We start from the raw sequence: 13,838 nt of genomic DNA, 5'->3' as shown, positions 1-13,838 counted from the left end.
TCTCATTCATGGCAACCCGGAAGACGGCGGCTAAGACGGCGGCTAAGGCAGGCAAAGCTGGGCAGATCAGGATCGGTATCGGCGGCTGGACCTTCGAGCCATGGCGCGGCACGTTCTATCCGGAAGGACTCGTACAAAAGCGCGAGCTCGAATACGCGAGCCGCAAGCTGACCACGATCGAGATCAATGGTACGTTCTACGGCTCGCAGAAGCCCTCCACATTCGCAAAATGGCACGACGAAACCCCGGATGACTTCGTCTTCTCGCTAAAGGCACCGCGGTTCTCCACGAATAGGCGAGTGCTTGCGGAGGCCGGCGAATCCGTCGAGCGTTTCCTCGCGAGCGGCGTGCTCGAATTGAAGAACAAGCTCGGTCCGATCAATTGGCAATTCGCCCCGACCAAACAATTCGATGCGGACGACTTCGAGGCTTTCCTGAACCTGCTGCCCCATAAAGTCGATGGCCGTGACATCCGGCATGCGCTCGAAGTGCGGCACGAGAGTTTCCGCGACGCGGCATTCGTTGCCCTCGCGCGGAAACACGGTGTTGCCATCGTCATGGCGGGGGATTCGAAATATCCGCAGATTGCCGACGTAACAGCGAATTTCGTCTATGCACGCATCATGGGTACAACTGAGCAGTTTGCTCACGGCTATGACGACGACACGCTGGATCTATGGACCAAGCGGGCGCGTGACTGGGCATCCGGCGGCACGCCAAAAGGACTTGAAACGTCCGGCGAATCAGCCGCGGCGAGCACGCCGCGAGACGTCTATTTATATGTGATCAGCGGCTTCAAGACGCACAACCCGGCCGCAGGGATTGCCATGCTCGAAAGACTAAGCGGCACCAGCACTTAGTGGATGTTAAGAATTAGAGCTACTTCAATTCGGCCTTTGTGCCGAGCGTGGTCAACGCATCCAGCAACCAGTTCCCCGCGAGTCCCAGCGAAGCGCCCTTTAAACACAGGGCGTCGACCGCGACCAACCGGGGCCACCCGCGCGCCGATAACTCCTTCAACGTTTTTGCGCCAAAACGATCCGCAACCCACCGAGGCAATTCGGTCCAGCCGAAGCCCAACTCCGCCATTTCCAGCAAGAGCAAATAACTGTCGGCAGACCAGACTCGCACGCTTCTTTGATGCTCGCCCGGTTTTACGCCCGTGGTAATGCGCAATTCACGATGTTTGGCAAGCTTCTCCATGGTCAGATCGGGAACGCCGCTTAGAGGATGTCCGGTTGCGACGAACAGCGCCAGCTCCGACGATTCCGCCAGCCTGATGGCGCGGATATCGGGAGAGTAACTGCCCTGCGCCGCCACTACGCCAAGCGCTGCACGGCGTTCCTGCACCAGTGAAACCACGTCTTCGTCCTCCTTGACCAGGCACTCGAGTTCGACCGTGGGAAACCGCTTTTCGAATGCCACGAGCAACTTCTCATAATGCGGCGGCTGGTACGTGTTCGATATAGCCAGACTCAAGCTTGGCTCTAACCCCGCACTTAGCCGCGCGGCCGCTTGTATCAAGCGATCGTGCGCCTCAAGCGTCTCGCGAGCGTTGGCAAGCAGCGCCTCGCCATGCGCGGTAAGGCGCGGCTTTCGGGTCGTTCGATCAAAGAGCGCGACGGCCAAGTCAATCTCCATGTCCGCGATGATCGTGCTGACCGTCGATTGACTGCGGCCCAGCTTTCTCGCGGCAGCCGAGAAAGAGCCCGCGGCGGCAGCCTCCGAAAAGACAATCAATGCGTCGATAGAAGCGGCCATGATGTATCTGAATTTCCGATAGTAAGCAATTTGGAATAGTAAGGGCGGCCCCTCAAAATGGCAACCGTCCATTCAAACCAATGAGGTCGACATGACCACACAACGCAACCTGTACGAACGCATCTTCCAGGTGCTTCTCTTCGAAGCACTTGCCATTAGTATTTTTTCTCCCGTCCTGTCATGGATCGTCGATAAACCTCTGGGCGACGCCACGGCTTTGACCGTTGCAATTTCGGTCATCGCCATGCTATGGGGTTTCGCGTTCAACTCTTTCTTCGGTATCCTTATTTCATATACGTCGAGCAAGGTTCAGAAGTGGAAACGCGTGATTCATGCCCTCGGTTTTGAAACGGGTCTGGTCCTGATAGCGGTCCCCTTGTCCGCATGGTGGCTGCAAATGACGTTTATTCAGGCGCTGCTAATGGATCTCGGGCTATTGCTTGTGTTCCTTCCGTACACGTTCTGTTTTTATTGGGCGTACGACATGCTAAGACAACGTCTTGTGAAAGCGCCTCTTAGGCCAAGCCCTTTAGGCCCACATAAGCCTTTTGGTCGTTGAGCGCCAGTCGCAATACGCTCCGGCAAGACCGGCGAAAACAATCGGGCAATGACAGTGAGGTCTCTCAGTTAGTCGTTTTTATTTTCGTTGCAACCGCGGTCCAACTTGCTACAGTCGCGGAGTTCAATTGTCACGAACCTGAGCGGAAATTGCCTTGATCGCGCAGCCGCGCTTTATCGATAATGAACTACCGATGACTCACAACAAAAAAATGCACGGCTGCTTCCTCCCTCGGAAATGAACTGAACATGCTTATCAAACACGCTCTTGTTATCGCAGTGCTGGTCTTTCTGGGTGTCACGCAAGCGCAAGCGGACGCCGGGTTTTACGTCGATCCCGACTCCAGTCCCGCACTTTGGGTGCAAGCCCACCGAGCTGACCCTCGTGCGCCGCGCATCGCAGAGTCGATCGCCGACGTACCCATGGCGCGGTGGTTCGGCAACTGGAGCGGCGACGTGCACAAGGCGGTCAAGCGCTTCGTCGACAAGGCGAATGCCACTCGCCGCGAACCCATCCTCGTCGCCTACAACATCCCTCATCGGGACTGCGGAGGGGCATCGGCGGGCGGCGTGGGCGACGCCTCGGCCTACGAGGTCTGGATAGACGCGTTCTCACGCGGCGTGGGCAATCGCCGTGCGGTTGTCATTGTCGAGCCGGATTCGACCGCGCAACTGGACTGCTTCAAGACCGATGCCGAGCGCGACGAGCGGCTCGGACTGCTGCGGTATGCGGTCTCGCGTTTTCACCTCAACGCGCCCGCCGCCGACGTCTATCTCGACGGTGGAAACGCACATTGGGTACCCGCTGCCGCGATGGCGGCCCGGCTCAACGCCGCCGGTTTGAGCGAAGCGAAAGGCTTTGCATTGAACGTATCGAATTTCTACACGACCGAGGAATCGGCGGCTTATGCCTACTCGGTGAACGCCGCCTTGGCGGCGCAATTCGGCTACAGCAAACCCTTTGTTGTCGATACAAGTCGTAACGGCAGGGGTTCGGATGGCCAGTGGTGCAATCCGCCCGGCAGGATGATCGGGGCGCGTTCCAGTGGCGCCTCGGGCGCCATGCTGCCGGTATGGATCAAAGTCCCTGGAAATTCCGACGGGCCATGCGGGGCAGCTCCCACGTCGCCAGCCGGCGCGTTCAGCCCGGACCTGGCAGTGCGTCTCATCGACGGTGACTGAGAACAAGGGCTTGCCGCTCGCTTATTCGCAAGAAAGCGCTGAAAGAATCACTAAGACGTCGTAACACGGCGCTGACGGGCATCGTTTATAGTCGCTTCGATTGCAGCTTACAAAGCTCGTCCAGGGCTCATCCAGGCTCAAGCCATGTCCAACAGCGAAACCCGAATCCTTCTAGTCGACGACGACGCCGCACTACGCGACTTGCTGAAGGCCTTTTTCGATGAACGCGGCCTCTCGGTCACGTTCCGCGAAGACGCGCGCGATTTGAATCAGGTGGTGATGCGCGAACGCCCGTCGATTATCGTGCTCGACCTGATGATGCCCGGCATCGACGGATTGACGGCGCTCACCCGGCTGCGCGGGGATAATGACGATACCCCGGTCATTATGCTGACGGCGCGTGCGGACGACATCGACCGCGTTGTTGGCCTGGAAATGGGTGCCGACGACTACCTCGGCAAGCCCTTCATGCCGCGCGAACTGCTTGCGCGCATCAACGCGGTGCTGCGTCGCCAAGGCGTAAGCCGGTCTCCGAGCCCGACAAGTCAACGCTCGGAACCGGTGAGTTTCGGGCGCTTCGAACTCGACTTCGACCGCCGCACGCTCACGCGCGACGGCGAGCCGCAGCGCCTTACCAACAGCGAGCTGCGCCTGCTCAACGTGCTCGCGCGCCACCCGATGGAAACGCTTTCGCGCTCGCGTCTGCTCACGCTCTGGTACGGCACGCATGCGGACGTGACGGAGCGCGGTATCGATGTGCCGATCTGGCGCCTGCGCCAACTGATTGAAGAGGATCCGTCGCAGCCGCGCATCATCCAGACCATGCGCGGTATCGGCTATATGTTCGTGCCGCCGCGGGCCCCCGGCGATGCGTCTGAATCCGAAGTCGATGCATAAGCTGCTGCGTCCCCTCAACACGATCTTCGGCCGGCTTGCACTGCTGTCCGTGGGTCTGCTCGTGATGATGCAACTGACGTGGCTCGTGATCGTCGATCGCGAGCGCGCGGTTATCGAGGCGGATCATGTCAGCCGGCTGGTGCGACTGGTACTGGATCCGGCGGCGAGTGCTGCCGACGGCTCTAGCGAGCGTCTCGCCGCCGCGCTCGGCCTGCGTCTTGTCGATGCGGGAGCGCGGTCAGCGCCCCTCGGTTGTCCACCGCCCTGCGCCGATACACACGGCCCGTTCGAGACTGCCCTGCGTGCTGATCTGCCGCCGCAGAGCCGCGCAGTGTTCGACCATTCCGCGCTCATGTGGGTGCGTTATGGTCCATCCTCGCGATGGCTTGTGATACCGGCCGTCGTGCCTCCTGTGAGCCGCTTTGTGAGCGCCAGCGCGCTCATGTTGTTCCTTGCCATAGCAATCGCACTGCTCGGCGCATGGCAGATACAGAAGCCTGTATTGAGGCTGGCACGGGCAGCACGTGAGTTCAGGTTGGGCCATCGTCCGCCGATGGTCCTGGCGAACGGCCCATCGGAAGTGAAAGGCCTGATTGGCGACTTCAACGAAATGGCGCGCGAACTGAGCGACGCAGAACAGGAACGGGCGGTCATGCTGGCTGGCGTCGCGCATGACTTGCGCGCACCGATCACGCGCATCCAGATCCGGGCGAACCTTGTGCCGGACATCACTGCGCGCAACGGCTTTTTCCACGACACTGAATCGCTTGCGCAGATCGTCACGCAATTTCTCGACTTCGCCCGCGATACCGAAACCGATACGCACGCCCCGTGGATTTCAGTCAATGCATTCTGCCGGTCCCACTATGCAGAAGCTGAAGCGAATGGCGATATCGACGGCCACGACGTACTCGCACGCGACCCGCTCTTCATACTCGACTTGAAAGCGGGCGACGACTTCCGCCTGCCTGCAGTGGAGCTGGACCGGATACTCTCAAACCTCGTGGAAAACGCCTTCACCTACGGCGCGCCACCGCTTCGCATTGCCACGTCGCGCAATAACGGCCATGACCGCCTGAGCGTGCGCGATCATGGTAAAGGCATGCCCGAAGCCCATTTCGCGCGTGCGCTCAGGCCCTTCGTGCGAATCGATCCCGCTCGTGGCGGCGATGCGCATTGCGGCCTGGGACTCACAATTGTGCGACGTCTCACGCGCCGATACGGCGGCGACCTGTCCATGCACAATGCCGACGGCGGTGGCCTCGCCGTCGTGCTCGACTTCCCCTTGCGCGTACACGCGTAATAGTTACGACTGCCCGCCCGTTTTATCGAGGGTGATCCCCAGTTCGGCCGCCATATGTTCGACCATCGTCCGCAGGCTGACCAACTCCTCGCCGAGCCGCTTGTGGTCGGCCTTAAGAATCTCGAATTCGGTGTACGAAACGGAGTCGTCGACAACACCGCTAGCCGACGCTTCGCTCACACTCACGCTTACTTCGCCGCATAACAAATGCGCCCAGCGGCTTTCGCGCTCGCCCGGCGTGCGCGGCAACTTCACGACGCGCGGCGGCTCGTTGGTGGCGAGTTCATCGAGGAATGCCTCGACCGACGATATGTCAGCGAAACCATGCAGGCGCGCAGCATTCAGGCGTAGTTCCGCCGCGGTCTGAGGCCCGCGCAACATGAGCGTGGTGAGCAATGCGGCGGCCTGGCTCGGGATGCCCAGCACGCGGTTCATGTTGTGCTCGAAGCGCGGTACGCGGCTGCTGCTGCCTTCAAAAACCAGGCTCAGCCGCTTCAGGTCGTCGACGGTCGTGAGGACATCGGCGTCGGTGACGTTCATCACCGGAGCGCGCGCGGTCTTCTGGTTGCAACCAGAGGTCAGTGCATTGACCGACAACGGATAAGCATCAGGAACCGTGTGCTGTTTTTCGACGAGAACGGCCAACACGCGCGCCTCAAGCGGCGTCAGCGTGCGCATGGGCGGTCGTGAGGGAGCATCGGGAGTGGAATTCATGCTTGACGTCGCTGGGTGCTGATACGGGTATTCGGACCGGGCGCTAAGCCGGGCGGAGGATGTCTGCAGGCGCTTAACCAGCCCTTTGAAGAGCACTATGATATCCGCCCTGCCCTGTCCCGAGAATACGCCAGTGCTGGATATACACGACGGCAAGCCCGATGCTCGCGGAATTAAAAACGCCAGGAGGCTCAATGCGACGCGGCGTTGACCTGCGCGATGCCATCGACAAATTCGCGAATAATCCCCGCCACTTCCACCGGCGATTCCAGCGGAGACAAGTGACCGGTAGCGGGCAGCACGCGCATGACCGCATGAGGAATGCGCGTGAGCAATTCCGCTTCGAGAATCGCGGTACCGTCGATACGGTCCAACTCGCCGGCAATCACCATGGTCGGCACATCGATCGCGGCGACATCGAGCGTAATGTCTTCCAGGCTGGTGGATTGCGGCCATGCCAGCTTCGCCTGAGGCGCGCCACGCAGGCTGTCTTCAATCACCTGTTCGCGGTGCGTCGGACTCAACGGCTTGGAGGTCAACATCTGGTCTATCGCCATGCCGACCGACTCCCGCGTGCGGTAGGCGCCTTCCATTGCCGCGCGCGCTTCGGCGGGCATCGCCAGCGGCACAGGCGGAGAGGGCGCAACCAGCACGAGCCCCGCAAGTCCTCGTGGACGACGCGACGCGAGCAACTGCGCAATCTTGCCGCCCATCGAATGACCGACCAGGACGAACCGGTCCAAATTCAATGCGTCAATCAATTGCTGCGCGTCATCGGCGAAGTCAGCGAGCGCGTAGCCAGCGGCTGGCGCATCAGAGTTGCCCCAGCCTCGAAGATCGGGCGCGATGGTCCTGTATTCCGCCGGCAGCGCAGCAATCACGTCATCCCACGTGCGCGACGAGCCTCCCCAATAATGTAGAAAAATAACCGGCAGCGTGCCGTTGCCCTGATCCTTGACGTGAATCTGTATACCGTTCGACGTAACTTTCATCGCACTTCTCCTTGATATCGGCGGCTTGTCCGTCGTTCGGCCAAGCTCACAAGGCGATGTTAGATTAGCGACTAAAGGGCGATAATCCCTCTTTTTGTATCATCACCCGATCATCCGGCTATCGAATAATATGGATCGATTCGCAAGCATTGCCGTGTTTGTTGCCGCCATTGACGAGGGCAGTCTCGTGGCCGCGGGCAAACGCTTCGGCTTGTCCGCTTCCATGGCGGGCAAATACGTGAGCGCGCTGGAAGCCGAGTTGAACGTGCGGCTGCTTCATCGCAGCACCCGCAGCTTGAGCCTGACGGACGCGGGGCGCGCCTACTACGTCCGGTGCCAGCGCATTCTTGAAGAGTTCGACGATGCCAACCGCGAAGCCAGCGACGCACACAGCACGGTGCGCGGCACCTTGCGGGTCGCCGCGCCGGTCACCTTCGGGACCCTGCATATGGGCGAGGTCGTCGCGCGTTATCTTGACGATCATCCGCATGTCAGCATTGAGGTCTTGCTCGATGATCGTTATGTCGACCTGCAAAGCGCGGGTATCGACGTCGCTATCCGCATTGGCAAGCTGCCCGACTCCGATCTCGTCGCCCGGCGTCTCGCACCCTGCCGCATGGCAATCTGCGCGTCACCGGCGTATCTCAGCCGCGAAGGCACGCCGAAAGATCCAGAGGACCTTCGACGTGCACCTCGTCTGGCGTTCAATGAAGCGGTATCGGTTCCCGAGTGGACGCTGACAGATCAACAGAATCGCGAGCATGCGATTGACGGGCCGCTTCGGATGCAGGCCAACAACATGCAGATGCTGCTCTCAGCGGTGCTCGCGGGTGTCGGTATTGCGTATGGCCCGACCTTCGTTTTTGGGCAGGATATCAAGGCAGGAAACCTGGTCAAGTTGCTGCCCGACTATAGAACCGCCGAGCTGACCATCAACGCGGTTTATCCGACTGCGCGCTATGTGCCGTCGAAGGTTCGTCAGTTCATCGATTACCTCGCCGATGCTTATCGCGACGAACCGCCGTGGGACCGTTGATATCGGCTCACGCTCCTATGTTTGCCCTGCACAATCACGCCAGCGCAGTCACCGTAATCTCGACCAGCAAATCCGGCGCGGCCAGCTTCGACTCCACCGTCGCACGTGTCGGCGCGTTACCCGGTGCTACCCATGCGTCCCACACTTCGTTCATGCCCGCGAAGTCGCGGCCAATATCCGCCAGCCAGACTTGCGCCGACACCAGCCGCGTTTTATCGATACCCGCCTGCGCGAGGTAACCGTCGATCTTCGCAAGCACCTGCTGCGTCTGACCTTTCACGTCGAGCGTGCGGTCATTCGACGTTTGTCCGCCGACGAACACCAGTCCTGCAGCCTTCACAACACGGCTCATCCGTTGATTGGTTTCGATCCTGACGATATCGTTCATAAGTATTCCTTTTTTGTTTAAAGTAACCATCAATGAGCATGGCACACACATGTGTCATCTCTATGCTGCCGCAACACCCTTGAACCGGTCGATGGCGAACGCATCCAGCGGCAACGACGCCACACCGTCCAGCACCAGCTCGGAGACCAGCTTGCCGCATGCCGGTCCAAGCTGAAACCCGCTGCCGCAATACCCGAACGAATAGGTCAGGTTGGACGCACGCCGGCTAGGCGAGATCACGGGCAGCGAGTCGTCGGTGAAGGCTTCCACGCCGGCCCATGCGCGATTGATGCCAAGATTGCGCAAGTGCGGAAACAGATCGACAACAGTGTTCGCGCTTTTCACCAGCCGCGCGAAATCGACTTCGCCATGACGACCGGGCAAGTCCGCAATTCCGATCAGTTTGCCGCCGATCACCACCGTGCCGTTATCGAATTGCTTGAACGACAAAGGCCGTCCCGTTGCACCCAGCGTCGCGCGGCAAAACGGTGCGGCCCGATGCGTGACCATCAGCATCAGCCCTTCGGGATGAACCGGCACCGGCTCGCCCACCTGCTGCGAGAGCTCGCCCGCCCACGCCCCGGCCGTCACCACCAGCTTCGCGGCAGAAAACACACTCGATGGCGTATGCGCGAACCAGCGCTCGCCCTTCTGCTCAATGCGCGTCACCGGCGTGCCTTCATGGAACACAGCCCCATGACGCTCCGCTGCCAGCCGAAACGCAGTGGTCGTCCTGAACGGCAACGCATAACCATCGCGTTCGACCCAGATGCCGCCGGTCACATGCGGCGTGATCGCCGGCTCCAACTCAAGCAAGGTCTCACGGTCGATGATTTTCTCATGCGTGAAACCATGCGCCTCGAGCAGCGCCACGCGTTCGCGGCATTCATCGAGTTCAGCTTCGGTCTCCGCGATCTTCAACTGGCCCGACGGCACGAAACCACAGTCGTCACCAATTGTATCGACGATGTTGTGCCAGATCTCCCGCGACATCAGCGCCAGCGGAATCTCGGGCACTGGCCGGCCAAGCGTGCGGACGCCGCCTGCATTGACGCCCGATGCATGGCGACCGACATAGTCGGCTTCCAGCACGGTCACGCTCACCCCGCGACGGGCGATATGGAATGCGCTGCTCGAACCATGCAGCCCACCGCCGATGATCAGCACGTCCGACTCATTGGCTACGGGCTTATTCACCGGCCAGTTCTCCGAGCGTGAGCGGTTTGATCGGCGGACGGATGCGATAGTAGCCCACGGTTTCAGGAGGCACGCTACGTGCATCGGCGATCACTTCAGTCACGGTCAATCCGCACAAGCGTCCTTGACAGGGACCCATACCGCATCGGCCGAAGGACTTTGCCTGGTTCGGGCCGAGACAACCGAGCTTCACGAAACTCCGGAGTTCACCGGCCGTCACCTCCTCGCATCGGCACACGATCACCTCGTCCTTCGGCACACGATTTTCATCGCGTGGTCGATACAGACTGTCGAGGAAAGGGCGAATGCGCATGACATCGGCCAGGCGGCGGAGCAACGGCGCGGCGCTGCGATTGCGCGCGGCGGTATCAATTACGCCAAGCTGTGCGGCAATCGCCAGCGCCGTCACTTCGCCTTGCGTCTCTGCCGCCTGCGCGCCACCAATGCCGCCGCCATCGCCTGCCACGAAGATGCCGGGGACATCGAGCTCGCCCCATTGATCGGTGACCGGCGCGAAGCACAATTGCGCGTCGTCCCACTTATGCGCTGCCCTGAGCGAAAGCGTGAACTGCGTATTCGGCACCACGCCCTGATGCAGCAGAATCACATTCGCCTCGATCCGATGCGACACGCCACGCACCGAAAAATTCAGCGCACGCGCCCGTTCGGAACCGTCTTCATCGATACCGCTTTCCACCCGAAGGTCATCGGCGGCTTCATGCATTGGCACGCCTGCTTCGCGCAACGTGCGCATCAACTGCAGGCCCTTGCTCAGATACGGCCATGCCCGCAAGGCGGACACCATGTGCCGCTTGGCGCGCCAGCGGTCCTCGTGACGCGTGGTATCCACGAGCGCGCGAATGGGTACACCCGCGCGGACGTACTGCCATCCGAGCAGGTAAAGCAGCGGCCCACAACCGACGAGTATCGGCGGTTCGGCCGGCACTTCACCCGCGCTCTTCAGGAGGATCTGCGCGGCACCTGCGGTCATCACGCCGGGCAAGGTCCAGCCGGGAATCGGGAACGGACGTTCAAGCGCACCGGTCGCGAGCACCACACGCCGGGCCTCGAAGCTGCTTACCTTGCCGTCCTTGAGGTAATGCACCGTACGCTCGCGCGTGACTTGCCAGACCGACGCGTTAGGCACATACCGCGCACCTGAACGCGCAAACTCGCTCGCCAGCGCCGCGCCGGCGACATAGTCCGCGCCGAGGATGGTACGGCGTTGCGCATCGCTGCGTTCGATCGCTCGATAGATCTGTCCGCCTACCGCTTCCTGCTCATCGAGCAGGACCACAGACAGCCCAGCTCTCGCAGCCTGAGTCGCGGCGGCGAGCCCGGCAGGTCCGGCGCCAATCACGGCGACATCGACAGTGTTAGCGGCCATGAGCGTTCTCCACCGGATTCACATCCGACATTGGCGGCAGATCGCGCGCGCCCTCTTGCGAATGAATCCGCATGCCGTCCTGCACCGTGACGAGACAACTCTGCCGGCTCGGCATGCCGTCGATCTCGACCAGGCATTCGAAACACGCGCCCATCATGCAATACGGCGCACGAGGGGCACCGGACACCGGCGTCGCACGGAACCGCTGGACGCCGGCGGCAAGCAACGCGGCGGCAACCGAGCGTCCGCCCGGCACGCTGAGAGGCTCGTCGTTGAACCAGATCTGGATAGTGGTTGGCTCGGCCTGGGCATCGGTGCCGGCGGCCGGTGAAAGCACTCTGAATAGCGGTTTTGAAGTCATAGTCGGACAGGTCGAAGCAAAGCGGAATGTCGGCGTTCAAGGCGCATCACGGGAAACAGGCAACGGCTCTGGCAACGGCCAGCCGCTGTTGCCGAAACCGATGCAAGCGAGACATTGAAGCGGCTAATGAGCATGGCTGGTCGTGTGATCCGCGGCGAGAAAACGGCCGCCCCGAAATGCGGCAAGTTCATCGGGGATCGGTCCGCCTGTGATCCATGGGGCAATGCGCATCGCGTGCGCTGCCGCCAGCGTCACGCCGCTGTGACACGTCACGACGAACGCGCCCGGGTACTGCAGCGACTGCTCGTAGATCGGGAAGCCGTCGGGGCTATAGACACGCAGCGCCGCCCACGTGCGTACCAGCCGCACGTTCTTCAACAGGGGGAACGCACGCACCCCGCGCCGCGCGATAGTCGAGAGCACATCGGCAGTGGTGAAGTCGTTGTAGCCGACCTCTTCCATTGAATCGCCGAACTGCACCGAGCCTTCGTCGGTCTGGCGCACGTTGATGGTCGGGTAATGCAGGAATGGCGCGACCCGTTCACTGACCAGCACCTGCCCGCGATTCGGCGCAACCGGCGCATGCAGACCCACCTGGGCGCTGAGCGCGCGGTTGCCCAAACCTGCTGACAGCACGACCTTCGGCGCACGCCACACAGCGTTCTTGCCGTGCACGGCGAAGCCGTTCGTCTCGGGAACAATGCGGCCGATGTCTTCGTCGTTGACAAACTTCACGCCGCGCCGCTGCATGGCGTCGTGCAGTGCGCGCAGCAGTTTCAGCGGATTCACGTGGCCGTCCATGGGCGTATAACTTGCGCCGATCACTTCGGGTCCGACGGCGGGAAGACGCTCGCGCAACTCCTGCGCGTTGAGCAATTGATAGGGGTACTCGCCGTCAAGTTCTGACTGCAACGTGGACAGCCGTTTCTCGCGCTCGGCCATTTCTTCGTCGGAGAAACACAGGTGGAAACCACCCGGCTGTTTCAACGAGACATCAATACCCGTTTCTTCCAGCAACGCCGCCGCGAGTCCCGGCCACAGCTTCGACGAACTGCGCGACCAGCGTGCGTAGGGTGTCAAACCGTAGCCCTTGCCCTGCACCCACACCAGCCCGAAATTGCCTCGCGACGCGCGAAAACCGCCGTCACCCTGATCCAGCACCGTGACCTTTGCGCCCTCTCGCGCCAGCCCATAAGCCACCGCGGTTCCTACCAGCCCACCCCCAACCACCAGCACGTCGGGACTGTCGACTGAATGACCTCTCATCGTGTTTCTCCAATCAGGACGCGGTCCAGACCCACCATCCGGTCGAGCACCAGCATCAGAATAATCGTGCCGACGATCAACACGGTCGACACGGAGGCCACCAGTGGATCGATCGTCTGCGCGATCTGGTTGTACATCGCGACGGGCAGTGTGGTCGTGCCCGGCGTCGCGACAAAAATGGTCATGGTGAGCTCGTCGAAACTCTGGATGAACGCCAGCACCCAGCCGCCGGCCACGCCGGTACGGATCATCGGCAGCACGACGCGGCGAAAGGCCGTAAAGCGACTCGCGCCACATGACAGTGCTGCGCGTTCGGCATCGCGATCAAGTCCAATAGCCGATGACAACGCCAGCCGCAACGCGTACGGCAACACGATGATCACGTGCGTCGCGCAGAGCGCCCAGAACGAACCGCCGAGCCCGAGCAAACTCAGGAATCGCAGAAACGCGATGCCCAGCACGACGGCGGGAATCATCATGGGTGACAGGAAAAAGCCGGTCAACGCAGCACGGCCAGGGAAGCGATATCGGGCGATGGCCAGCGCTGCCGGCAACGCGAGCGCTACCCCAACCGTGGCCGCCACCAGCGCGAGGCGCACCGAGAGCCAGAAGGCGTCCACCATCTGGTCGTTGGCCAGGATCGCCCTGAACCAGCGCAACGACGCGCCGTCGAACGGCAGCGAGATGAAGCCCTTGTCGGTGAATGAAACCGCGATCACGACCACAAGCGGCGCCGCGATGAACGCGAGAAACAGCGCGTTGAACAGCAGGCCCAGGAATCCGTTTTGTTTCATGG

The 13,838-nt window shown here is 61.3% G+C and carries 15 protein-coding genes; 6 read left to right on the top strand and 9 right to left on the bottom strand.

Annotation, left to right across the window (positions count from 1 at the left end; all coding sequences use genetic code 11):
* Positions 1–8: 8 nt before the first annotated feature.
* Positions 9–860, top strand: a complete 852-nt coding sequence (locus GSQ93_RS26320) for a DUF72 domain-containing protein (protein ID WP_158938561.1) — start codon at positions 9–11, stop codon at positions 858–860.
* Positions 861–879: 19 nt separating this feature from the next.
* Here the strand turns inward: GSQ93_RS26320 and GSQ93_RS26315 are convergent, their stop codons facing one another.
* The gene (locus GSQ93_RS26315; RefSeq protein WP_158938560.1) at positions 880–1,761 is read right to left on the bottom strand and encodes a LysR family transcriptional regulator; all 882 of its coding nucleotides are present in this window, start codon (positions 1,759–1,761) and stop codon (positions 880–882) included.
* A 91-nt stretch (positions 1,762–1,852) separates the two neighbouring features.
* On the opposite strand from GSQ93_RS26315, the gene GSQ93_RS26310 reads away from it, so the two are divergent.
* The 4 genes from GSQ93_RS26310 to GSQ93_RS26295 all read left to right on the top strand — a co-directional run bounded on the left by GSQ93_RS26310 (position 1,853) and on the right by GSQ93_RS26295 (position 5,701).
* Positions 1,853–2,320: a PACE efflux transporter gene (locus GSQ93_RS26310; RefSeq protein ID WP_158938559.1), complete on the top strand. Its 468-nt coding sequence runs from the start codon at positions 1,853–1,855 to the stop codon at positions 2,318–2,320.
* A gap of 248 nt (positions 2,321–2,568) precedes the next feature.
* On the top strand, positions 2,569–3,501 hold the full coding sequence (locus GSQ93_RS26305; protein WP_158938558.1) for a glycoside hydrolase family 6 protein: 933 nt from the start codon (positions 2,569–2,571) through the stop codon (positions 3,499–3,501).
* 144 nt (positions 3,502–3,645) lie between these two features.
* On the top strand, positions 3,646–4,398 hold the full coding sequence (locus GSQ93_RS26300) for a response regulator (protein WP_158938557.1): 753 nt from the start codon (positions 3,646–3,648) through the stop codon (positions 4,396–4,398).
* Entirely contained in the window at positions 4,391–5,701 is a 1,311-nt protein-coding gene (locus tag GSQ93_RS26295; RefSeq protein ID WP_367889784.1) for an ATP-binding protein, read from the top strand. The genes GSQ93_RS26300 and GSQ93_RS26295 overlap by 8 nt, the downstream gene beginning before the upstream one ends.
* Before the next feature lie 3 nt (positions 5,702–5,704).
* Here the strand turns inward: GSQ93_RS26295 and GSQ93_RS26290 are convergent, their stop codons facing one another.
* Entirely contained in the window at positions 5,705–6,415 is a 711-nt protein-coding gene (locus GSQ93_RS26290) for a YceH family protein (protein WP_158938556.1), read from the bottom strand.
* Between the two features lie 191 nt (positions 6,416–6,606).
* Positions 6,607–7,407, bottom strand: coding sequence for an alpha/beta fold hydrolase (locus tag GSQ93_RS26285; protein ID WP_158938555.1), 801 nt, complete (start codon positions 7,405–7,407; stop codon positions 6,607–6,609).
* 130 nt (positions 7,408–7,537) lie between these two features.
* On the opposite strand from GSQ93_RS26285, the gene GSQ93_RS26280 reads away from it, so the two are divergent.
* Positions 7,538–8,443: a LysR family transcriptional regulator gene (locus tag GSQ93_RS26280; protein ID WP_158938554.1), complete on the top strand. Its 906-nt coding sequence runs from the start codon at positions 7,538–7,540 to the stop codon at positions 8,441–8,443.
* Between the two features lie 34 nt (positions 8,444–8,477).
* On the opposite strand, the gene GSQ93_RS26275 is transcribed toward GSQ93_RS26280, so the two are convergent.
* The 6 genes from GSQ93_RS26275 to GSQ93_RS26250 all read right to left on the bottom strand — a co-directional run bounded on the left by GSQ93_RS26275 (position 8,478) and on the right by GSQ93_RS26250 (position 13,836).
* A complete protein-coding gene (locus GSQ93_RS26275) occupies positions 8,478–8,831 on the bottom strand; it encodes a RidA family protein (protein ID WP_158938553.1) in 354 nt (117 codons plus the stop codon).
* Positions 8,832–8,891: 60 nt separating this feature from the next.
* Positions 8,892–10,028: an FAD-binding oxidoreductase gene (locus tag GSQ93_RS26270; protein ID WP_254074062.1), complete on the bottom strand. Its 1,137-nt coding sequence runs from the start codon at positions 10,026–10,028 to the stop codon at positions 8,892–8,894.
* The gene (locus GSQ93_RS26265; protein ID WP_158938551.1) at positions 10,021–11,415 is read right to left on the bottom strand and encodes an NAD(P)/FAD-dependent oxidoreductase; all 1,395 of its coding nucleotides are present in this window, start codon (positions 11,413–11,415) and stop codon (positions 10,021–10,023) included. The genes GSQ93_RS26270 and GSQ93_RS26265 overlap by 8 nt, the downstream gene beginning before the upstream one ends.
* Positions 11,405–11,776: a (2Fe-2S)-binding protein gene (locus tag GSQ93_RS26260; RefSeq protein ID WP_158938550.1), complete on the bottom strand. Its 372-nt coding sequence runs from the start codon at positions 11,774–11,776 to the stop codon at positions 11,405–11,407. The genes GSQ93_RS26265 and GSQ93_RS26260 overlap by 11 nt, the downstream gene beginning before the upstream one ends.
* Positions 11,777–11,899: 123 nt before the next feature.
* Positions 11,900–13,042 carry an FAD-binding oxidoreductase gene (locus tag GSQ93_RS26255; RefSeq protein ID WP_158938549.1) on the bottom strand — a complete coding sequence of 381 codons (1,143 nt, stop codon included), beginning with the start codon at positions 13,040–13,042 and terminating at the stop codon, positions 11,900–11,902.
* Positions 13,039–13,836, bottom strand: coding sequence for an ABC transporter permease (locus GSQ93_RS26250; RefSeq protein WP_158938548.1), 798 nt, complete (start codon positions 13,834–13,836; stop codon positions 13,039–13,041). The genes GSQ93_RS26255 and GSQ93_RS26250 overlap by 4 nt, the downstream gene beginning before the upstream one ends.
* Positions 13,837–13,838 lie beyond the last annotated feature (2 nt).

Source organism: Burkholderia sp. S171 (assembly GCF_009766085.1).
Lineage (GTDB): Bacteria > Pseudomonadota > Gammaproteobacteria > Burkholderiales > Burkholderiaceae > Caballeronia.
The sequence above is the reverse complement of the archived record's forward strand: the minus strand, read 5'-3'. Positions and strand labels throughout refer to the sequence as shown.